The organism is Candidatus Nitrosopumilus salarius BD31 (assembly GCF_000242875.2).
Lineage (GTDB): Archaea > Thermoproteota > Nitrososphaeria > Nitrososphaerales > Nitrosopumilaceae > Nitrosopumilus > Nitrosopumilus salarius.
Genome location: NZ_AEXL02000138.1, coordinates 1 through 20,682 on the forward strand (window position 1 = coordinate 1; position 20,682 = coordinate 20,682).

At 33.0% G+C, this 20,682-nt stretch carries 23 protein-coding genes and 1 tRNA gene; 15 read left to right on the forward strand and 9 right to left on the reverse strand.

The window, feature by feature from the left end; all coding sequences use genetic code 11:
- Window positions 1–256 precede the first annotated feature (256 nt).
- On the forward strand, window positions 257–1,495 hold the full coding sequence (locus tag BD31_RS09700) for a sensor histidine kinase (RefSeq protein WP_008301031.1): 1,239 nt from the start codon (window positions 257–259) through the stop codon (window positions 1,493–1,495).
- 11 nt (window positions 1,496–1,506) lie between these two features.
- Here BD31_RS09700 and BD31_RS08045 read toward each other — a convergent pair whose 3' ends face one another.
- Both BD31_RS08045 and BD31_RS08050 read right to left on the reverse strand, forming a co-directional pair.
- Complete coding sequence (locus tag BD31_RS08045) at window positions 1,507–1,878, reverse strand: response regulator (RefSeq protein ID WP_008301106.1); 372 nt, start codon at window positions 1,876–1,878, stop codon at window positions 1,507–1,509.
- A 49-nt stretch (window positions 1,879–1,927) separates the two neighbouring features.
- The gene (locus BD31_RS08050) at window positions 1,928–2,755 is read right to left on the reverse strand and encodes a hypothetical protein (protein WP_008301080.1); all 828 of its coding nucleotides are present in this window, start codon (window positions 2,753–2,755) and stop codon (window positions 1,928–1,930) included.
- Window positions 2,756–2,808: 53 nt separating this feature from the next.
- Between BD31_RS08050 and BD31_RS10400 the strand changes: the two genes are divergently transcribed.
- A complete protein-coding gene (locus BD31_RS10400; RefSeq protein WP_193353396.1) occupies window positions 2,809–2,958 on the forward strand; it encodes a hypothetical protein in 150 nt (49 codons plus the stop codon).
- A 13-nt stretch (window positions 2,959–2,971) separates the two neighbouring features.
- On the opposite strand, the gene BD31_RS08055 is transcribed toward BD31_RS10400, so the two are convergent.
- The 3 genes from BD31_RS08055 to BD31_RS10125 all read right to left on the reverse strand — a co-directional run bounded on the left by BD31_RS08055 (window position 2,972) and on the right by BD31_RS10125 (window position 5,527).
- Window positions 2,972–4,447 (reverse strand): PQQ-dependent sugar dehydrogenase, encoded by a 1,476-nt coding sequence (locus BD31_RS08055; RefSeq protein WP_008301070.1) that lies wholly within the window; start codon window positions 4,445–4,447, stop codon window positions 2,972–2,974.
- Between the two features lie 287 nt (window positions 4,448–4,734).
- Window positions 4,735–5,391: a uracil-DNA glycosylase gene (locus tag BD31_RS08060; RefSeq protein ID WP_008301104.1), complete on the reverse strand. Its 657-nt coding sequence runs from the start codon at window positions 5,389–5,391 to the stop codon at window positions 4,735–4,737.
- The gene (locus BD31_RS10125; RefSeq protein ID WP_008301062.1) at window positions 5,378–5,527 is read right to left on the reverse strand and encodes a hypothetical protein; all 150 of its coding nucleotides are present in this window, start codon (window positions 5,525–5,527) and stop codon (window positions 5,378–5,380) included. The genes BD31_RS08060 and BD31_RS10125 overlap by 14 nt, the downstream gene beginning before the upstream one ends.
- A gap of 307 nt (window positions 5,528–5,834) precedes the next feature.
- Here BD31_RS10125 and BD31_RS08065 point away from each other — a divergent pair, with 307 nt between their 5' ends.
- From BD31_RS08065 to BD31_RS08070, 3 genes are all read left to right on the forward strand, one after another.
- A complete protein-coding gene (locus tag BD31_RS08065) occupies window positions 5,835–7,211 on the forward strand; it encodes a hypothetical protein (RefSeq protein WP_048097595.1) in 1,377 nt (458 codons plus the stop codon).
- Window positions 7,212–7,434: 223 nt separating this feature from the next.
- Entirely contained in the window at window positions 7,435–7,587 is a 153-nt protein-coding gene (locus BD31_RS10405) for a hypothetical protein (protein WP_008301041.1), read from the forward strand.
- A gap of 66 nt (window positions 7,588–7,653) precedes the next feature.
- A complete protein-coding gene (locus BD31_RS08070) occupies window positions 7,654–7,848 on the forward strand; it encodes a hypothetical protein (RefSeq protein WP_048097596.1) in 195 nt (64 codons plus the stop codon).
- Window positions 7,849–8,248: 400 nt separating this feature from the next.
- Here BD31_RS08070 and BD31_RS08075 read toward each other — a convergent pair whose 3' ends face one another.
- A complete protein-coding gene (locus BD31_RS08075) occupies window positions 8,249–9,280 on the reverse strand; it encodes an aldo/keto reductase (protein ID WP_008301038.1) in 1,032 nt (343 codons plus the stop codon).
- Between the two features lie 109 nt (window positions 9,281–9,389).
- Here BD31_RS08075 and BD31_RS08080 point away from each other — a divergent pair, with 109 nt between their 5' ends.
- Together BD31_RS08080 and hisS are read left to right on the forward strand one after the other, a co-directional pair.
- Window positions 9,390–9,659 carry a hypothetical protein gene (locus BD31_RS08080; RefSeq protein WP_008301098.1) on the forward strand — a complete coding sequence of 90 codons (270 nt, stop codon included), beginning with the start codon at window positions 9,390–9,392 and terminating at the stop codon, window positions 9,657–9,659.
- 68 nt (window positions 9,660–9,727) lie between these two features.
- Window positions 9,728–11,011 (forward strand): histidine--tRNA ligase, encoded by a 1,284-nt coding sequence (hisS, locus tag BD31_RS08085; RefSeq protein ID WP_008301085.1) that lies wholly within the window; start codon window positions 9,728–9,730, stop codon window positions 11,009–11,011.
- Here hisS and BD31_RS08090 read toward each other — a convergent pair.
- The gene (locus BD31_RS08090; protein ID WP_008301068.1) at window positions 10,992–11,657 is read right to left on the reverse strand and encodes a translation initiation factor IF-6; all 666 of its coding nucleotides are present in this window, start codon (window positions 11,655–11,657) and stop codon (window positions 10,992–10,994) included. The two genes, hisS and BD31_RS08090, sit on opposite strands and share 20 nt — an antisense overlap.
- 129 nt (window positions 11,658–11,786) lie before the next feature.
- Here BD31_RS08090 and BD31_RS08095 point away from each other — a divergent pair, with 129 nt between their 5' ends.
- The 3 genes from BD31_RS08095 (at window position 11,787) to BD31_RS08105 (ending at window position 13,119) form a co-directional block, all read left to right on the forward strand.
- Window positions 11,787–12,296 carry a 4Fe-4S dicluster domain-containing protein gene (locus tag BD31_RS08095; protein WP_008301058.1) on the forward strand — a complete coding sequence of 170 codons (510 nt, stop codon included), beginning with the start codon at window positions 11,787–11,789 and terminating at the stop codon, window positions 12,294–12,296.
- Between the two features lie 117 nt (window positions 12,297–12,413).
- Entirely contained in the window at window positions 12,414–12,962 is a 549-nt protein-coding gene (locus tag BD31_RS08100; protein WP_008301110.1) for a 4Fe-4S dicluster domain-containing protein, read from the forward strand.
- A 73-nt stretch (window positions 12,963–13,035) separates the two neighbouring features.
- Window positions 13,036–13,119: transfer RNA gene (locus tag BD31_RS08105), tRNA-Ser, on the forward strand.
- 2 nt (window positions 13,120–13,121) lie between these two features.
- Here the strand turns inward: BD31_RS08105 and BD31_RS08110 are convergent.
- Window positions 13,122–14,072, reverse strand: a complete 951-nt coding sequence (locus BD31_RS08110) for a replication factor C small subunit (protein ID WP_048097597.1) — start codon at window positions 14,070–14,072, stop codon at window positions 13,122–13,124.
- Window positions 14,073–14,265: 193 nt separating this feature from the next.
- On the opposite strand from BD31_RS08110, the gene gins23 reads away from it, so the two are divergent.
- Genes gins23 through BD31_RS08135 form a run of 5 tightly spaced genes read left to right on the forward strand, consistent with a single transcriptional unit; the run spans window position 14,266 to window position 20,207 of the window.
- Window positions 14,266–14,784, forward strand: a complete 519-nt coding sequence (gene gins23, locus BD31_RS08115) for a DNA replication protein Gins23 (RefSeq protein ID WP_008301024.1) — start codon at window positions 14,266–14,268, stop codon at window positions 14,782–14,784.
- Window positions 14,777–16,864 carry a minichromosome maintenance protein MCM gene (locus BD31_RS08120; protein WP_008301034.1) on the forward strand — a complete coding sequence of 696 codons (2,088 nt, stop codon included), beginning with the start codon at window positions 14,777–14,779 and terminating at the stop codon, window positions 16,862–16,864. Before gins23 ends, BD31_RS08120 begins: the two co-directional genes overlap by 8 nt.
- Window positions 16,861–18,987 (forward strand): DEAD/DEAH box helicase, encoded by a 2,127-nt coding sequence (locus BD31_RS08125; RefSeq protein WP_008301046.1) that lies wholly within the window; start codon window positions 16,861–16,863, stop codon window positions 18,985–18,987. The genes BD31_RS08120 and BD31_RS08125 overlap by 4 nt, the downstream gene beginning before the upstream one ends.
- Window positions 18,988–19,980, forward strand: a complete 993-nt coding sequence (locus tag BD31_RS08130; protein ID WP_008301026.1) for an MraY family glycosyltransferase — start codon at window positions 18,988–18,990, stop codon at window positions 19,978–19,980.
- Entirely contained in the window at window positions 19,977–20,207 is a 231-nt protein-coding gene (locus BD31_RS08135) for a hypothetical protein (protein WP_008301064.1), read from the forward strand. The genes BD31_RS08130 and BD31_RS08135 overlap by 4 nt, the downstream gene beginning before the upstream one ends.
- Here BD31_RS08135 and BD31_RS08140 read toward each other — a convergent pair.
- Window positions 20,204–20,680: an acyltransferase gene (locus tag BD31_RS08140; protein ID WP_008301052.1), complete on the reverse strand. Its 477-nt coding sequence runs from the start codon at window positions 20,678–20,680 to the stop codon at window positions 20,204–20,206. The genes BD31_RS08135 and BD31_RS08140 overlap by 4 nt on opposite strands.
- Between the last annotated feature and the right edge of the window lie 2 nt (window positions 20,681–20,682).

Below are 20,682 nucleotides of genomic sequence, written 5' to 3' on the forward strand. Positions count from 1 at the left end.
TTATTTTTGCAAATCAGTATTTAGGATATACTGATAATTTCTACGTGTCTGCACTATTCATTAATTAGGAAAAATTTCAAACTAATCATAGATAATTTCTACTTGAAGTTTATATCAAAATTATCGCTATCTAATTTATGTTTCGTCTAAAAAAGAAAAGAGAATTTGTATTCATTCCTATTCCGTCAATCTCACGCATACACCCACAAGACTAGTTTTTGGTAAAAATAAAAGACACAACTTGCTCTAATTTCTGTTGAATGTAAAGCAAAAAATTATACTCATTGTATCCGTACAAATTGCTCTAATCATCGGTAGTTTTACGTTTAATGTATATCTTGAATCTGAATGGCTTGAATTTGGACAATCAATTAATCGTGCAGGATTAAACCGATTTTTGACTAGTGAGACGCATCTACAAGTACAAAATTTAATTATTCAAAAAAATTTTGATGAAATACCACAATCGCTTGAAAAACTGAAAAATAATTTGTTGGTAATAAAAGATGGTGGCACAATTGAAAATGTCCCTCTAAAGCCGTTACCTGAAGAATTACAAAAGGATTGGAATAAAGTATATGCTGACTATTTGATCTTTGAAAAAGATATCTCAAGTTTATCTGATGTGGATCCTCAAAAGATCTCAAATTTTCAAATATCTGTTGATGAATCTTCAAATAATCTAATTGAAAGCTCAGATCATTTTGTTTTTAAAATTACTATATTTCTTGAAAAATTACATACAATGCTAATTAAATTACAAATTGTTTTGTTATTTACAAATACGCTAGTTCATCTGTTAATGATATATCTAATATTTTTAATTTTAAACAGAGATGCAGAAGAAAAAATTCAATTAGAACGATTTGCAATTATAGGCAAAATAGGAGCAACTATTATACATGATTTAAGAAATTCTTTAACCGTGATAAAAGGATCTATCGATATCTTAAAACTACAAAAAAATAATACTGAAGATAAATTTAAAGAAAAACAATTTCAAAAGATTGATGATTCTATTCGTAAAATAAAATACCTGACAAGTGATATTCTAGATTACACTAGAATCACAAAACTAAATAAAGAAGAATTTATTTTTTCTGAAATTGTTCAAAAATCTCTTGATGAGGTTGATGTTCCAAATCAAATAATAATTACATTGCCGTTAAATGATTACAAAATTAACGCTGATAAAATAAAACTTCAAACTGTAATTTCAAATTTAATTAAAAACTCAATAGATGCGATTGGTGATAAAGGAACAATTATAATGGATTTAAAGAAAAATATTAATTTTTTTATATTTTCAATAACTGATTCAGGAAATAGTTCTCTTATGAATACGTCCAAAATTTTTACACCACTATACACTACAAAACAAGAGGGAACAGGTTTAGGATTGGCAAGCTGTAAAAGAATCATGAAGGAACATGGAGGAGAAATCACTGTTAGTACAAATCCTACAAAATTTACCCTGTTTATCCCTAGAAAATAAAAATTTAGAGCCTATTTTTTAGCATAAAATTTTTTTGCAAGCTCTTTTAATTTTTCAGCAGAATATGGTTTCTCAATTAATTCCAAGGCATTTTTACTTTTTGCCTTTTGCCATTCTGAATAATCAGCATGTGCAGTCATAAATATGATTTTTGCATCTGGAAATTCTTTTTCGATCTCGAAAAATGTTCTATATCCATCCAACTTTGGCATTTTTACATCAAGAAAAACTAATCCTGGTTTGTGTTCTTTATATTTTGATATTGTCTCTAAACCATTTCTAGCTTGAACCACATCAAATCCGAATAATTCTAACAACGTACTAGTTGTATCTAATACTGCAGAATCATCATCCGCTACTAGAATTGTTCCTTTTTTATTCATACCTAATAATTTTAATAATGACTTTAAATTTAAACAATTGAAATATCCTCTAATTTTTTTGAGCGTTGTTTATAGAAATTCTTTGCTTCTGAAAGAAAATCTGAGAACCATGTTTGTAATTCATGATCTTTTCTAAGAACTTTGTAAAGAATTTTTTCATTCCTTTTATTTTTTTATCTTCCATTAAATTTGGAAAATATAACATTGTAACATAAAACCATAGAGAAATTGCTTCTCCAATTTTTTGTTCATTAAACGATTCTGTAAGTGTATTCACTTTAATTCCAAAAAATGAAATTAACTCATAAAATTCATCTTTTTCAATACTTATGATGTTTAAATTGTCAAATAGTAATCCTTTTCCAAGTAATGAAATGTTGTATACATATTTGCCTATAACTGATTTCAAAAATCCCCACTTACCAAAAACCAATGGGAGAATGATTTCATAATTTTTTGCTACTCTATCTACTTCTTTTTCACTAAAATTCATTTGATCTAAACAATAAAGAATACCAAAAAGAGATAACCTATACCTATTTCCAGAATTCCTTTTTGTAGATATGCTATCAACTAATACTAGATTTAGATCAATTATTCCGTCTGAATGTGTGCCTCTGTCTGTTCTACCTATTAACAAACGTCGATATTCTTTTTCTTTAGAACGAATTTTTGAATTATCAGTTGCAAATCTAATCTTTGCCATCTCCCATGTAGTCATAGGTCCTTCCAAAGCCAATATTTTAATAATTCTCTGGACATTTTGATGATGTTTTGATTTTGAGGATTTGTTTCCGTATAATTGATGAGCAGTTGGACGAATATAGTACTTGTATGAAAGCAAATTTGGCATTTTTCCTTCATTAAGAATAACCATACCGCAAGTGGTATGATAATTTAATATAAAAATTCGTATTTACATAAATTGAGATGTCAAGACGAGTGACAATTATGCTTGAAGACGATTTGGTAAAGAAGCTTAGAGTTAAGCAATCTAAAATGCTTCAAGAAACAAATGATACTGTTAGCTTCTCACATGTGATAAATGAAACATTACGAACTTGCTTAAAGATGAAATAATTTTCTCTGAATCTTAAATCTCGATTCTGATAAATCCGTTATTTATAATCCATTGTATACTTTTTACGAATTCATCATCTGATAACAATCCCTGACTCCACCATCCAGCATTTTTCCGTAACCATGAAGGCAAGTTTGACTGAGAATCCTCATTTGATACTGTATCTTTTGGTATGGTGATTATTTCTTGCTTTACGAGGTATTCAAGACCTACTACAAAATCCTTATCTGAAATTTGTGTTAGAGACCACCACTTTGCATTTTTTCTTACCCAATCTGGTATCTTTGTGATCTGTTCTACAAAGTACTTACCATCTTCGGTTCTACACTGTCTTGGATATGATTCCATTATTGGATTTCCAGCAGATATACAATCATCAAAATTATCTATTGGTTCATCTAATGGAACAATTCGAAGAATTCTATCATCATTTGTATCTGGAGATCCTCGTCCATCTTGATTACTAGTAAGAATATACAAAAACCCATCAGGCCCAGTCCTTACATCTCGTAATCTTCCAAACTCATCTTGAAATAATTTTTCGTGAGAAATTACTCTGTTGTTTTGTAAATCAAAATCTATCATGTGTAAATGATTTCCTCTTAATGTTGCAACAAAAAACTTACCCGTCCATTGTGGAATTTTATCGCCATAGTAAAATTCGGCCCCTGATGGTGCCCATGTTTCATCCCCCGTATGTAGAATTGGATTTTGTAGTCCTTCTGCAGTATCATCACCAATAATGTCAGGCCAACCATAATTTGTACCTGGAATAATCACATTAACTTCATCATGGGCAACTCCTCTCCAACCAGAAGGACCGTGTTCTGTTGCAACAAGATTTCCTGAACTATCCCAGTCAATACCTTGTGGATTTCTGTGCCCAATTGAATAAATCGGAGACTCTTTCCATGGGTTGTCTTTTGGATTTGTTCCATCAGAATTAATTCTTAAAATCTTCCCTCCCAAAGAATTCAGATCTTGTGATAATACTGGATTTCCAGCTTCACCTGTTGTAATGTAGAGTTTCCCATCTGGCCCAAACTTTATTCTGCCACCGTCATGGAATGGTCCTCCTGGAATTCCATCAAGCAATACCTTGTCCTCAATAATCTGTCCATCTGATAGTTGATAACGAACTAATTTGTTTGTAATTGATAAAAATTCATTGTATGTGTAATACAGATAGATGTATTTGTTTTCATCATAATTTGGATCCACAGCAATACCTAGTAATCCTCCTTCCACACCTCCAACATTGACTGATAATAGTGGTTCTTTTAATAATTGACCATCTTCAATAATTCTGAGATGTCCGTTTCTTTCAGTGAACAGCATTGTTTTGTCAGAAATCCAATCAATACTCCATGGAATGTTTAGATTCTCAGCTACTGTTTCTACGCTTACACCGTATTCTGGATAATCTTCTGCATATGCTGCTGGAAAAATAAATAGTGAAATGAAAAAAATTATTTTCTTCAATATCATTATGTATTCTTTTTACAATTAATGTTGATTGTTATTGCAATAAAAAAACGAGGAATGCTGGAAGACAACACAATTTTAGATGTTCCCATCTTTTCTTGCGTCTTCCTTTTTCCTATCTGCCTGCCTCCTCAAAGCATATTCTTCAAATTTCGGCTGGTATGATAGTCCTCGTCAAATATATGATGTGACGATAGAATTTAAACTGATCTTAATTAAATCTTAACATTTGTTTATTATTTAAATCAAAATCAGTACAAACATAAATGTTAATGGGATATAAATGATCTCTATCTTGTGAGTCTTTTTGCTCTTTGAAATACTTCCGACCACTGACTCCAAGTGAGTCTTCCTGTCTGTGTATTTTGTTTAGAAGGATGATATGATGTAAGAATTTTGATTTTATCATATCGGAATAATTTATTATGTCCAAACTTTTCTGATTTTACCTTATACAATTTGCATGATGCATCATATGCAATTTTTCCAAGACATAAAACGGTTGTAATATTTTTTAGAATTTCTTTTTCTTGCACTAAATATTCAAAACAAGTTTGCATCTCTTCTCTTGATGGTTTGTTTTGAGGTGGCGCACATCTTACTGTAGCAGTAATGTATGCATTTTTTAACACCAAACCATCATGTATATTCTGACTAGTTGGAATTGAAGCAAATCCATATCTGTGCATTGCTTTTGCTAGCCAATCCCCTGACGAATCCCCTGTAAACATTCTCCCTGTTCTGTTTCCGCCATGAGCTGCAGGAGCTAACCCTACAATTAGCAATTTGGCATTTATATCACCAAACCCTGATAGTGGTTTACCATAATATTTTTCATCTTTGAATCGCCTAACTTTGTTTTTTGCAATATCTCTAATGTACACTGATAATCTTGGACATTTTTTACAAGATGCAATTTTTTTGTTTAGTGATTCAATTTGCTTCAACTATTTGGTTTTGTCTGGTGTTAATAATACCTTTTTCTAAATCATTTTCTACAAAAACTGATTCTATGTTTCCATGTCTGTTTGAATAATGCATTACTATTCCATATGGTAGTTTAGTTTGTCCGATATATTTCATACTTTTCATTCCAAATTTTATACTTAACAAAATGTATGTTCAAAAACTACACTTGCACCGGATCCCTATCAAGATTGATTCCAATTGATTCGGCCCATCTTGCAATCTGTTCTACAAATTCATTTTCATTTTGTAACTTCATGAGAAAACTATCTATTTTTCTATAAAAGAAATTACTATCAATTTATCTATTATTTAGGAAATATGCTTACTAGGCACAAATTTGACAAAAAATGTCTTATTTGTAATAAAGTATACTACGATCTGATCCGTTATTCTTTATATGTCAAAATCAAATAATCTTGTAATGAAAAATAGACAACTTCTAAGCATTGTTTTTTCATTGATCATGTTTACCGGCGTTACTGCTGGTAGTGCAGCATTTGCTGATTCAGATGATCTTGATGAAACAGATGAAGTAACTTCTGAATTAAGAGATATTGAAGACAACTCTGAAACTGAAGATGAAACTGAAGATGAAACTGAAGGTGAAACTGAAGGTGAATTAGATGATAATAGTAAAAGCCTTGATGATAGACTAGAAAGATTTTGTGATATGAATGACGAAGATAAACGTCAATTATTTGCAGATCATCCTAGACTAAAAGACTTCGTTGATAGATTAACAAAATCTTGCCAAATGTCTGAAGATGAAAGAGAAATAGCAATCGATGCTTTAATCAAAGAACACTTTCCTGGAGAACTAGAACGTCATCAACTCAGAGAATATTCAGATGAATACCACATGAATCCTGAAAAAGATATGAGAGTTATGCTTGACAAATACTGTGAATTGTCTGATGAAGACAAGAGAGCATTTGTTGCAGAACATGACAAAGCCGAAGATCATGTTGAGAAAATGAATCAATACTGTGTACTAACTGATGAAACAGATAGAATGAATTTCATTAAAGAACACAGAGATGAGCACATTGCTCAAATGGATAAACAAATGATGGACAATATGTCTGATCATATGGATTATGATCGACTTTGTACACTCTCAGAAACAGACAGAGCTTCTGAAATTACTGATGTTGCAAAACTTGATAGAATTTCTGCTTGGTGTCAAATGACTCCTGATGAGCGAGAAGACTACTTGAAAGAGTATCATGATGACAAAATACATGACTTTGATGGAATGTCAGATATGGCAAAAGACAAACTTCATGAAAATAAAATTAAGATGTCTGATAAATCTGATCGTCTAAAAGCAATGATCATGGATAAACGTGATATTTCTGATGAGAGACAAGATGAAATCAGAATGAAATACATTGAGAAACATGGTGATTTAGACGAGAAAAAGTCTGCACTCAAAATGAAATTCAAAGAATACATGAAAGAAATGAGAGTCAAAATTTCTGATGAGAGAAAAGCTTCAATTCATGATAGATTGGCAGAGATGAAAGCCTTCAAGGCAGAACTCCGCGAACGAGCATCTGATATGACAGACGAAGAAAAACAACAACTTAGAGAAGATTTCATTGAAAAGGCAAAAGATATGCAATTAGCATGGATTTCCCCACGTACCCAAATAACTGCTGGCGTTGACGCCGCAGAAGTTGAGTGTCGTGAAGGATACAGCCTTGTAATGAAAGCATCAAATGGCGTTCCAATATGTCTTAAAGCAGATACTGCACTTAAGATGATAGATAGGGGAATTGTAGTTCCTGCTAACTAACCTTTCTTTTTTATTTCCAAAAATTTCTATAAATTACAGCTAAATTATTTTTGCAAGGTATGCACACTTTGTTAACTAGTGATGTAATCAATAATTAAATTCTAAATTTATCTGATTGCAATGATTTTCCATGACGAAGAATTAAACAATAATGACTTTTTTGAAGCGCTTGAAAAATTATTAGATCCTAAAGATATTGAATTGATGAGGCAAGAATATCAAAATGATTGATTCGGAAAAATTATATACAAAAATTGAAATCTATATCCAAAAATGTCTTAGAGGAAAAACTCCATTTAAAGACACATCTGATTTTATCCAATATATTGCAAGAAAAGAACAGGCAAAAAAGTCAAAACTGGAAAATCAGTCATAAAGTTTGAGAATACCTGATTTCATCTACTAGAAAGATTCTTAGATATTTGTACACTAATACTTCATTATGGATAATCCGACTGAAATCAATTCTGTATATTGGGATGAGAAGACAAAATCATGGAAGTATAGGATGGTTAAAGTTGAAGAATATCATGGGTTTGTACAATGTCAATACTGTCACCAACCGATATCTCATAATATCAAAACTGACGGTGAATTCAAAGTAGTATATGTAAAATGTAGATGCTCTAGAAGCTGAATTTCTTCTAAAATGGTTATAGTATGCTATTTTTACCAAAAATAAGCTAGTTGCCACTAGATGAGAATTTAGATCAATTTTAAATATCATTTTCACGTATAGATTATGACGAGAAGCCGTTATTCTGCGTAGTAGAATGAATGGTTGGAAAACACATCATGTTAGGTATACGTCCTAGAATTGGTGTTTTCCATGTATCTCGTTGTTTTAAGAAACAAACTTTATTCTATATAGAATACGTAGATATTCATAATTCGTACACTCTAAACCTAATACTGTTTACTTTGATGTAATATTATGAAATTGTATGATTTTGATATCATCGAGTGTTATGATGATGACGATTATGACTTTGATGATGACTCAGATTAGTTCATAGATTTTTTAATTAAATTACAGTTTACCTGTATTCATCACCACAATCTCCAATGACATTAAACAAGTCATTTGATCTTGTAGTAATTTCATCTATTGATAAAATGTCATCCGAGTCTAATTTTACCTCAAAAATTTTAGCATTATCTTCTCTGTGATTAATGATTCCTAGTCTTGCTCCTATAATTACTCCTGCAACTTGAGGTTTGTCTAAAATAAATCTCGTTGCAATATTTGCAATACTACACTGGTGTTTTTTTGCAATACCATCCAAGATATTCAGTAATTCTTGAAATAATTTCCATCCACCCCAAGCATCTATCATATTTTTGTATTTTTGCAGACTGGGTGTGGATAGTTCCCCTCTATGTGGCTCATCTACTCCCAAATATTTTTCTGAGAAAAATCCACCAAGTAATGTTCCATATGTTAGAATCTTTATTCCATGTTTTGTAAAAAATGATGTCATAAGTTTTTGTGGTCTTTGATCTAAAATAGAATATTGAACCTGATTTGATACAATCTTAAAACCATTTTCTATCATTATTCTTACTCGCTCAGTATCAAAGTTCGTTAGTCCCAGATGTTTAATTTTTTGCTCGTTTTGTAATTTTGATAAATGATTTAACGCATCAAGATAGCTTACATTATTGTAATCCCACCAATGAAATTGTAGTAAATCAATACAATTAGTATCCATTTTTTTTAATGATTGGTCGATATAATGAGTTACAATGCTATTGCTCATTGGTCCTGGATTTGGGACAAATTTGGTTAATGCTTGAAATTTTTCTTCCTTACCTATCTTTCTTCTAAAATTACCAATAAGTGACTCTGCTGGGCCATAAATGTCTGCAAGATCCCACGTTGTAAATCCACACTTTTGATATTTTTCCATATCGTTAATTGCTAATTCTGAATCAATTTGACCGTGACCTCCTGACACTTGCCACATTCCATTTAAGATTCTGCAAATCTCAAAATCATTTGCAAGACTAGTCTTCTCTATTGCTGGGTGAGAATCACCATCAGATATTTTTTCTGACAAACAATACACATAGTATCTCTAGTGTATAAATTTCCAATGTAATTTGGAAATTCTCAAACTGTATATTTCAGAAATTGTTTTCCAATATACTTAATTCCATTAATTTTATTAAAATCATATGAATAATAAAATTGAAGACAAGATCCAATCAATCATTATTGAAACATTTCAAGACGTAGAGTCTGAGTGGATAAGCTATTTTCAACATAAAGCAGAACAAATGCATTTGGACAAAAAGTCCTTCTTTATTGGAATGATGTATCCAAAAATCACAAAGAATCTAGAAGATAATAATATCCACATTAGGATAAAATCTGATTCTTGGGGTGATCATGAAAATCAAAGAATCAACTCAATGCTTGATGAATTATATGAAAAATATGTGTGATTTTCAAAAATCTATATTTTTTTACTAACAGAAATATCTAAATCATAACCATCTAAGAGATAATCATCATGGAACTCCCTAGAGGAATGAAAGATTTTGATGGTCAAGAAAATGCCAACATTGAACATATTAGATATCACTTTAAACAATTATCCAATTTGTATGGTTTTTCATTTATGGATCCATCTCCAATTGAACTACTTTCAACTCTGGAAACTAAATCAGGTCCAGGAATTAGAGATGAAATTTACTATTTCAAAGATAAAGGGGATAGAGAAGTTGCACTGCGATTTGACTTTACCATGGGATTGACAAGATATATCGCATCACAAAAATCAATGAAGCTTCCAGCTAAACTCTCGGCATTTGGTGGTGTATTCAGATATGACGAACCACAAAAGGGAAGATACAGGTATTTTCACCAATGGGATATTGAAATATATGGTAAAGCTAGCCTTGAATCAGAATCTGAAATCATAGAAATCACATCTCGTTTATTTGATTCTCTTTTACTCAAAGATATAGTTATTGACATAAATCATAGAAATTTGGTAGAGTCATACATTAACAAAGTTTTCAACTCTAAAGATCCAGAATTGGTATCTGATATTTTACGGGCTGTAGATAAGATAGCAAAAAAATCAAAAAATGAAATCTTGAAAGAATTTCAATTAAAAGGATACGAATCAGAAAAATTAGAAAAAATTTTAGAGTTTTCACAAATCAAAGGTTCAATTCAAGATGTTGAAAAATTATTTGATATTACTCAGTTGGAATCATGGGGTGAACTAAAACAAGTTATTGATTCCCTAGAAAACAGAGGTGTATCAAACGTACGAATTAATTTTGGAATTGTACGTGGGCTTGATTATTACTCCGGAATTGTCTTTGAAGTATTTGATAAAAACTCAACTCTTGGTGCTCTTGCTGGTGGAGGAAGATATGACACACTAACAAAAGCTTTCAACAGAGAAGATATTGGTGCTACTGGAGTTGCAGGAGGGGTGGAGAGAATTATTCTTACAATGCAAGAACAAAATATTATTCCTGAAATGTTACAAAAACGAGTTGCAGTGTTATACATTAATGAAGAGATGCAAAAAGTAGCACATTCAATTACATCTCTGTTGAGACTTAACAACATTCCAACTGATATTGACTTAGCTGGACGCAACATGAAAAAACAGATGGATATTGCAAATAATGCAAGATTCTCAATTATAGTTGGACCTCAAGAACTAGAGCAAGGAAATGTTGTTCTCAAAGACATGATTAATGGTACAGAAGGAACCATCTCTCTAGAAAAACTCACAGAGGATCCCAAATCTATTCTTAATTTAGAAAAGCTCTAGTTAACATCATTATTTCAGGACCTGTAGTTAGTGACCCTACCACAACATTGTGATTATTTACAAGAATTCCTGATGAAACATATGGAATGCCATTGTTAATGGTACTGTGTTCAATTTTCACGCCTAGTACATTTGCCATCATTTTCATATCCTCCTCATCAGCTTCTGGATGGATTACCCCCCCGGTAGCATTTGCAACAAGTACAACTCCTGTTTGATTGAATCCAGCTATTTTTTTCTGAATTACCTCAACTCCAAGTACATCTGAAATTGTTTTACATGATTCTTTAGATAACCATGGAGAGACTATTGCACCTTTATCATTTGCACATATGACATTCCCAAGTGCATTAAATTTTGTATCAAGAACACCTATTTCTAAATCAGTCTCTTTTTTCAAATAATCATATTCATTTTGATAAGCAGTAGTTGGCAATAAGATTCCCTTATTGTTCATCACACATAGTGCACCAATTAATCTTGTATTTGCAATTGAAGTGTAATGAACATCCACATCAAGATATTTTGCAAGATTATCTGCTTTTGTTTTGGCAAATCCCATTGGAACTAAAATTATACTGTCATTTACTTTGATGTAGACTCCAAGGTTCGGGCCACGATATACATCATACTTGATAATATCCATATCAGCAGTATTGATCGTTCAGCGTTATGAACGTAAGGAAATTTTCATTCCTAATTTGATCTGATACTAACAAATGTCTTCCTACTGCCTCCATCTAGCTTTAAATAATAACTCAAAGGAATTTGTAATATGCCGATAGCAGAAAATTTCCCTGAAGGTCTTAAACCAACTGGCAAAGTTTCCCTAAGTGATGGAAATTTCCATATTATGTGGGGTCCAGGTAAAAAGACAAACATTGATGGTTCACCAGCTGAGGCATTTGCAGATGCAGATGTTGTAGCAGCATATGCTGCTAGAGGAGAAGAACAAGTTCCTCTTGGTGTAAGTGGTACAATGGTTGCAGTCGATTGGGATTCATGTGTTGCAGATGGTGCATGTATTGAGGCATGTCCAGTACAAGTGTTCCAATGGTACAGAACCGAAAAAGATATTCCAGCAAAAGATGTTGTTGGTCAAACTTTTGAAGGAACTGGCAAGGATGTAAAAGATGAACGAAAAGATCTAACTGACAAGGCCGATCCAATCAGAGAACATGATTGTATTTGGTGTATGGCATGTGTATCAGTTTGTCCTCCCCAAGCAATCAAAGTTGATCAATCAAATGTTGAGAAACATGAGAGTGCAGCAAAATCTTTGTAAGATTTTAAATTCCCTTATAACTAGAAATTTTTCTTTTCTCTTATTTTTTATACTCTTTCACATTTAGTCCCAACTAATTATATCTAGATTTAAATAATATTCTGAGGCAATCTCATCATGGTAGATCTAGTTATACCAGAAGACTTTTGTCACAACGATGTAAAACCAGTAGGAAAGACAAGTCATGCAGATGGCGAGAATTTTCACTGGATCTGGGGCAAAGGAAATCCAAATGGTGCAGCATTCTCAAATGAAGATGTAAAGGCAGCCTATGAAGCAAGAGGAGAAAAACAAGTTCCTCTTGGAATTCATGGTACTACCGTTGCAGTCGATTGGGATTCATGTGTTGCAGCTGGTGCATGTATGAGTGTATGTCCAGTTCAAACATTCCAATGGTACAGAACCGAAAAAGATATTCCAGCAGAAAAATGTCTGGGTGAAACTTTTGATGGTACTGGTAAAACAGAACAAGATGAAAGATTAGATTATACAGACAAATCACAGCCAATCAGAGAACATGATTGCACTGTTTGTATGGCCTGTCAAGAAATTTGTCCTGAAGGAGCTATTCGAATTGAATCAGCTAACCAAGAATGGCACGAGAAAGCAGCCGGAACATTTGTACTAATGAAATCCGGTTCTGAAAATCCTCACGCACACGATTAAAGAAACTTTTTCTTTTTTCTTATTTTTCTATTTTACATCAACAAATTTTAATCACTGTTATCCAAGAATTTTTGCAGAGGTCGCCTAGCTCGGTAGGGCGCGGGCCTTGAGAGCCTGTGTGCGCAAGCATACGGGGGTTCAAATCCCTCTCTCTGCGTTTTAATTTTCTATTTTTGCAAGCTCTGCAAGCATTGCTGAGAGCTGAATCTCAGAATTTGCTCCAACTAAAACTCTATAATCGTACTTTGCAATAACTTCTAAAATATCTGCCAATTTCTCGTGCTTTGATTTGAAAACTGCAGAGTTGAGATATTTTAGAAAATCTGATTCAGACATTCCGTAAACTTTGATTAACTCAATCATTTTTTCTCTTGCTTCTAGAACTTTTCCAGAAAGTGCAATTTTTAAAACCATATCAACGTCACTAGTTTTTGTCAATCCTGCAGATGCTTTTACATGCTCTTCAGTAATTCCGCCAAGACTTGCAGTTGCCTGCATTAGATTGATGGCATGTCTCATATCTCCTTCAGAATAATCATAAATTACTTTGAGACCCTTTTTGTCAGTCTTGACCTTCTCTTTTTTTGCAATCTCTTCTAGTCTATTGATGATATCTTCCTCAGGTATTGATGTGAACTTGAATGTAGCACATCTACTCTGAATGGGGTCAATAATCTTTGAAATGTTATTTGCAATGAAAATAAATCTACATATTTTTGCAGTATCTTCTATTATTCGTCTAAGTGCGGTCTGAGCATCGGCAGTCATTTCGTCTGCCTCATCTAAAATAATGATTTTAAATGGAACATCTACCATCCCTGCAAATCTTGAAAACTTTTTTACTTTTTCTCTGACCATTCCAATTCCTCTCTCGTCAGATGCGTTTAGTTCAAGAGTGTAATCTTTGGCATTTTCTCCTAAAATTTGTCTTGCAATACATAATGCTGCAGTGGTCTTTCCAACTCCCGCAGAACCTGAAAACATCAAGTGGGGCATATCTGTTGGATCTTTGATAAGAGCTTCCAAACTGTTGATAATTTCTGTCTGGTTTACAATTTCAGAAAGTTTTGTAGGTCGATATTTTTCTACCCACATACCTGTTGCAGACATGAGTATCAAAGGATTAATCCCCATTAATAAATCCGAATTGGTTATTATGGAATACTATATTTTAAAATCAAAATTTTGCCTAATCTACATGCGATCAGCCTGAGATTAATTAGGATCAATTGATCTAACTAAATTGTTAAGAGAATTGATCGATCCCACACTTGAGGATCTTAATGACCATAAGTGATCTTACATGGAAATAGAAAAAATAGAAAAAGTACATTCAATTGGATACCGCCTAAAGGATGCTAAGGTTACAGTTAATCAGGATTTTAAATTTAATGTGGCAGGAGTAAAAATTGAGGGAACTCAGGGTGATACTAATAACATGCCTCAATGGGTGGGAAAGATTCTATCTGATAATAACTTGGGGGTGATGGATACTCCTGATATGATAACTGAACTAAAGCAAGCTCTATCCAAAGAAAAGATGGTTGGAGAATATCAAATATCTACACTTGATCCACACTTTTACATAAAATTAAGAGAGTCTATGAAAGAATTGAATCGTGATGATTTTGATAAAGTTGAAAGCATGATGTTAGAATTATTTAGAATGAGAAGAGGTAAGCTTGTGAAGATAGCAGATTCTATCAAACTAAATTCTGAATTATACAATAAACTAACTGTTGAGGAAAATGTTTTCTATAAAACTATCTATGATAACAGTATCGAGTTTGAAAGACAAATAACAGGTGTTCTAAATGAGTAACGCTCAAGCTAGTACCTTTACAGATTCTGCACTATCAGATAAAGTAAAAGAATTTCTAACTAGATTCAAAGACAGACAAGGGAATTACAAGTATGTAGACGCAATTGACGAAATGATGCCGAAAAATACAAAATTCATCATCGTTGATTATAATGACTTGGTAATAGAACCTGAAATTGAAGTTATCTTCTCTAAAAATCCTGATAGAATATTTGATGCATTTTCTAGAGCTATAAAAGAAGCATTACAAACTAGATTTCCTGATTATGCAGAAAAAATCAAAGATGAAGTTCGCGTACGATTAATTAATTTTCCACTTGAAAGAAGTCTAAGACAAATCAATGCTGAAACTATTGGACACATTACCAGTGTTTCGGGGATGGTTGTTAGAGCATCAGAGGTAAAACCACTTGCAAAAGAATTGGTCTTTGTATGTCCTGATGAACACAAAACCAAAGTAATTCAACTAAAAGGAATGGATGTAAAAATGCCAGTAGTTTGTGACAATCCAAGTTGTAAACACAGAGACTTTGAGCTAAAACCAGAAGAAAGCAAATTCATCGATTTTCAAATTTTAAGATTACAGGAACTTCCTGAGGATTTACCGCCAGGGCAGCTTCCACACTATATTGATGTCACAATTAGGCAGGATTTAGTTGATAATTCAAGACCCGGTGATAGAATTATTCTCACAGGAGTAGTAAGAGTAGAACAAGAATCAGTTGCAGGAGTTCAAAGAGGCCATAGCGGATTATACCGATTAAGAATTGAAGGAAACAATATTGAATTTTTGAGTGGTCGTGGTTCAAAGACTGATAGAAAAATAGGGAGAGAAGAGATCTCCCCCGAAGAAGAAAAAAGGATCATCGCACTAAGTCAAAGCTCTGATGTATATCAAAGACTAATTGATTCATTTGCTCCTCACATTCAAGGTCAATCATTAATCAAAGAAGCAATTTTGTTGCTCATTGTAGGTTCTAATCAGAGATTGTTAGGTGATGGAAGTAAAATCAGAGGAGACATTAATGTATTTTTAGTTGGTGATCCAGGTACTGCAAAATCCGAGATGCTAAAATTCTGTGCGAGAATTGCACCGAGAGGACTGTATACTTCAGGTAGAGGTTCAACAGCTGCAGGCCTTACAGCTGCTGTAGTTCGAGATAAAACTGGAATTATGATGTTAGAAGCTGGTGCAGTAGTACTTGGTGATCAAGGCCTTGTAAGCATCGATGAATTTGATAAGATGAAACCTGAAGATAGAAGTGCTTTGCACGAAGTCATGGAGCAACAATCAGCAAGTATTGCAAAAGGTGGTATTGTAGCTACTCTAAATGCTAGAACTTCAATTTTAGCAGCAGCAAATCCAATGTATGGAAAATATGATCCATTCAAAAATATTACAGAAAATGTAAATTTGCCTATTCCTTTGCTTACTAGATTTGATCTCATTTTTGTTGTTAGAGATATCCCTACTAAAGAACGAGATGAAAAGATTGCAAGACACATTATTCAAAGAAACACAACCCAAGGAACAGACAAAAAATCTGTCATTGAAGTTGACTTACTAACAAAATATCTTTCATATGCAAAACGTGGGATTCCTGATTTGACAAAAGAAGCAGAAGAGAAAATTCTATCTTACTATCTTCAAATGAGAAATGTAGAATCTGAAGAAATGATCACTGTCACTCCTAGACAACTTGAGGGAATAATACGACTTTCAACTGCAAGGGCAAGATTACTTATGAAAGACAAGGTGGATGAAGAAGATGCTGACCGTGCTATATTTCTGATTCAGAGCATGCTTCAGGATGCGGGGGTTGATGTTAATACTGGTAAAGTTGATCTTGGAGTCTTACAAGGAAAGCCAAGAAGTGAAGTTTCAAAGATGCAATTATTCATGGATGTTCTCAAAAGTCTTGAAGGTGACAATAAGGTTCCAGTAGATGAGAGAACATTTGTCAAAGAACTTGAAAAGAGTGAAAAATTCACAGAAGAAGAAGCAAGAAACTATATCAGAAGAATGCTCAGAGAAGCATCTATTTATGAATCAAAACCCGGTCATTATAACCGAGTATGAAAATAGAGAAATTAAAACTTCCTGATCCTGTAATTGATTTTTTAAAATCACAAGGTTTTGAAACACTGTATCCTCCACAAGCAGATAGTGTAAAAGCTGGGTTGCTTGATGGAAAAAGTATTCTGGTTTCAGCTCCCACTGCAAGTGGAAAGACATTGATTGCAATACTTGCATTGCTTAGTTATCTTTCAAAAAATAATGGGAAGGTCATTTATCTCAGTCCGTTGCGTGCCTTAGCTGCTGAAAAATTTTCAGAATTTAAAAAATTAGAGAAAATTCCTCTAGGTAAAAAAATTAAAGTTGGTATATCTACTGGTGATTTTGAAAATATTGAAAAAAATTTAGAGACTAGTAATGTATTAATTTTAACAAATGAAAAAATGGATTCCATTATTAGACACGGTATAGAATGGGTTGAAGAAATTGGATTGGTTATTTCTGATGAAGTGCATCTAATTGGTGATGAAAGTAGGGGTCCAACACTAGAGATGATTCTTACTCAGCTAAAACTATTGGATACCAAACCTCAGATTGTAGGTCTTAGTGCAACAATTATGAACTCTGATGAGATTGCTGATTGGCTTGGGTGTACACTTGTAAAAAATGACTGGAGGCCGGTTCCACTTTCAGAAGGCGTGTGTGATGGAGGTGAGGTGACTATGAATGACGGTAAAACCTTTGAAGTTGAGCGTAGTTTACGTGGAACCCCTATAGATTTAGGCATACAATCTGTAAAAGAAGGAGGTCAATCACTTGTATTTGCAGAAACTAGAACTCGTTCAAAATCACTTGCAACAAAGGCTGCAGATGCTATTGCTGAAATTTTAGAAAAGAAGGAACTGACAGAATTAGAAAAAACATCAAAAAAAATTTTATCTGAAAATGAACATACAGAATTAGTAAAAACATTATCTTTACTTGTAAAAAAAGGAGTTGCATTTCATCATGCTGGATTGAATCAAAAATGTAGAGAGATTATTGAGACAGAATTTCGTAAGGGTACAATCAAACTTCTTTCGTCTACTCCTACTTTAGCTGCTGGAGTTAATCTTCCTGCAAGAAGAGTTGTAATTTCAAATATTAATCGATACAATGCTAAAGTTGGAGCGAACAGACCAATCAGTGTCTTAGAATACAAACAACTTTGCGGAAGAGCTGGCAGACCACAATACGATGATTATGGAGAATCAATAATTGTTGGAAATGGAAACACTAAGGAATTAATCGAGTATTACATCAATGGAGAACCTGAACCGATCATTTCAAAAATTACCGACGATAAATCTTTGAGAACTCATATTCTTAGTGTTATAGTAACTCATCCTGGAATTAAAAAAGAAGAGATTTTAGAATTCTTTTTGGAAACGTTAGGAGGATTACAATCTAGAAAACTAACAATAAAATTTGCAATTGACATTTCACTTCGTTTTCTTTCAAGTCAATATTTGATTGTTAAAAAAGGTGAGCGATATGCAGCTACTGAATTTGGAAAAAAGACATCTATGCTATACATTGATCCTCTCACTGCTACATACTTTCGAGATGCTATTGAAAACATTTCTCAAAAAAGAAAACACACATTTGGATTTTTACATTTGATTACAAGTTGTGAGGAGTTTTTTCCAAAATTTTCACTTCGCCAAAAAGACTATGAATCAGCTAGTCTGATGATTGAAAATAATTCTTCAGAATTACTAGAACCTATATCAGAATATGATTGCTCAAGAAGTCTTTTGGCCTTACAGGCGTGGATTACAGAATCTAGTGAATTATCTCTGTCTGATAACCTTGGAATCGAGTCTGGAGACATGCATAGAATGACTGAAAATGCAGATTGGCTTGCATATTGTCTTAGAGAGATCTCAAAGCATGTTGAGAGGGCTGACTTGCTTGAAGAATTAAGTGATCTAAGGAAACGAATAGCTTATGGAATAAGGGAAGATCTACTTGATTTAGTAAGAGTAAAAGGGATAGGACGGGTTAGATCTAGAATTCTTTACAAACATGGGATAAAGAATTTAGATGATTTGGCAAAAATTCCTGTGAACAAATTAGCAGAGATTGATAAAATTGGTTCAACCATTGCAGATAACATAAAAGCAGAGTTACGAAAGGTTAGATAATTGATTGAATTAATATTTCCAACAATACTTTCTTGCATTACTGCATTCTTTGTTGTATTTCTAACTACTCCACCACTAATCAAATTCCTGAAAAAAAGAAATCTAGCTGTAAAAGACATGAATAAAAAAGAAGATGTAATGGTGGTTAGACCTGGTGGTCCTTCAATAATTGCTGGAATCATTGTATCAGAAATTATACTCTATGCATTTTTACAAATGAATGAAATTCTTGCAATAATCATTACAACTACAGCTGCTTTTACAATAGGTTATGTTGATGACCGAAAAGTAATGGGAGGCTGGTTTAAACCTGTAGCACTTGCGATTGCAGCAATCCCAATTATTGTATTTGGTGCGTATGATTCAGATCTTGCATTTCCAATTTTTGGAACAGTACAAATTCCTGTATTGTATCTTGCATTGATAATTTTTATGATTCCTATTACCGGAAACACAATCAACTCAATTGATGTTCTTAATGGTGTTGCTAGTGGTTTTATGGTGATTGCAAGCTTTTCGTTATCAATCTGTTTGTTAATTGTTCAAAATTATGAAATTGCAATAGTTAGTTTGCCTCTTGGATTTGTTTCATTAGCATTTTACAAATATCATAAAATTCCAAGTAAAATTTTTCCTGGTGATTCTGGAGCCCTGACATTAGGTGCAATGTATGGCGCGATTGCTATAGTAGGAGGTGTAGAAATAATTGCAGCAGTTGCACTATTGCCTGCTGTGATAAACTCATTTTTGTTCTTATCAAGTGTAAAGCGAATTGTAGAGCATAGACAAGTCAAAGGTAAACCCGTAGATCACACTGATGATTTTAGGCTAAAAGCAACTGATGATAAAACTGCTCCTGTAACTTTGGTAAGGCTAATTCTTGCAGGAGGTTCATTATCTGAAAAGCAGGTAGGGCATGCAATTTTTAAACTAGCCATTTTTTCAGGAATCTTGGCTGTGATTACTGCGTTTATGATGGGGGTATCATTTTGAAATCTGGTTTGTTTGGATTTTTGTTTGCAATGTGGATTTTGATTATTGCTGGTGGTGGTATTGTTGTTACTCTTCTAGGACCAATATCGATTTCTGGTTTTGGTGAACTTGATTGGTTTATCTCATCTATTATCAAAGCAATAATTGCTATAGTTTTAGTTGTGATTTGGATTTTGATTCTGTCAAAATTAAAAAATATGATTTTTAGAAAAGAAATTAAATCCTAGCTTTCTTTCCATTGTCTTTGTTTTTTATCATATTCATCTCTTGTATATCTTATAGTTGCAGGAGAACCAATAACAACTGAATTTTCTGGAACATCTCTTGTTACAACTGCACCCATCGCAACCACACTGTTTCTTCCAACAGTTACACCTGCTTTGATAACTGCACGTGCACCAATAACTGCATTGTCCTCAATTGTAACTCCTATCATTTTATCACACATAGGATATGGATCATTTGTTAACACTACGGCAGGACCAATGAATACATTCTTCCCAATTCTTGATAGTGGTGGAAGGTATGCTTGACCTTCAATTTTTGTATCGGCACCAATCTTTACATTATAATCAATATGGGCAAGAGAACCGATTTTGACATTATCCCCAATTTCTACATCATCTCCAACATATGAAAAATGCCAAATCTGCACATTTTTACCAATTTTGGCTTTTTCAGAAATAAAATTTGTAATCATTA

Bases quoted from the DNA above. Each gene is read 5' to 3' on its own strand.
- BD31_RS08120 (WP_008301034.1), top strand. From the start codon at position 14,777: ATGAGTAACGCTCAAGCTAGTACCTTTACAGATTCTGCACTATCAGAT.
- BD31_RS08045 (WP_008301106.1), bottom strand. From the start codon at position 1,878: ATGAATAAAAAAGGAACAATTCTAGTAGCGGATGATGATTCTGCAGTA.
- BD31_RS08090 (WP_008301068.1), bottom strand. From the start codon at position 11,657: ATGGATATTATCAAGTATGATGTATATCGTGGCCCGAACCTTGGAGTC.
- hisS (WP_008301085.1), top strand. From the start codon at position 9,728: ATGGAACTCCCTAGAGGAATGAAAGATTTTGATGGTCAAGAAAATGCC.
- BD31_RS08050 (WP_008301080.1), bottom strand. From the start codon at position 2,755: ATGGTTATTCTTAATGAAGGAAAAATGCCAAATTTGCTTTCATACAAG.
- gins23 (WP_008301024.1), top strand. From the start codon at position 14,266: ATGGAAATAGAAAAAATAGAAAAAGTACATTCAATTGGATACCGCCTA.
- BD31_RS08065 (WP_048097595.1), top strand. From the start codon at position 5,835: ATGAAAAATAGACAACTTCTAAGCATTGTTTTTTCATTGATCATGTTT.
- BD31_RS08140 (WP_008301052.1), bottom strand. From the start codon at position 20,680: ATGATTACAAATTTTATTTCTGAAAAAGCCAAAATTGGTAAAAATGTG.
- BD31_RS08070 (WP_048097596.1), top strand. From the start codon at position 7,654: ATGGATAATCCGACTGAAATCAATTCTGTATATTGGGATGAGAAGACA.
- BD31_RS08125 (WP_008301046.1), top strand. From the start codon at position 16,861: ATGAAAATAGAGAAATTAAAACTTCCTGATCCTGTAATTGATTTTTTA.
- BD31_RS08095 (WP_008301058.1), top strand. From the start codon at position 11,787: ATGCCGATAGCAGAAAATTTCCCTGAAGGTCTTAAACCAACTGGCAAA.
- BD31_RS08110 (WP_048097597.1), bottom strand. From the start codon at position 14,072: ATGTCTGCAACAGGTATGTGGGTAGAAAAATATCGACCTACAAAACTT.
- BD31_RS08055 (WP_008301070.1), bottom strand. From the start codon at position 4,447: ATGATATTGAAGAAAATAATTTTTTTCATTTCACTATTTATTTTTCCA.
- BD31_RS08100 (WP_008301110.1), top strand. From the start codon at position 12,414: ATGGTAGATCTAGTTATACCAGAAGACTTTTGTCACAACGATGTAAAA.
- BD31_RS10405 (WP_008301041.1), top strand. From the start codon at position 7,435: ATGATTGATTCGGAAAAATTATATACAAAAATTGAAATCTATATCCAA.
- BD31_RS10125 (WP_008301062.1), bottom strand. From the start codon at position 5,527: ATGAAATATATCGGACAAACTAAACTACCATATGGAATAGTAATGCAT.
- BD31_RS10400 (WP_193353396.1), top strand. From the start codon at position 2,809: ATGTCAAGACGAGTGACAATTATGCTTGAAGACGATTTGGTAAAGAAG.
- BD31_RS08080 (WP_008301098.1), top strand. From the start codon at position 9,390: ATGAATAATAAAATTGAAGACAAGATCCAATCAATCATTATTGAAACA.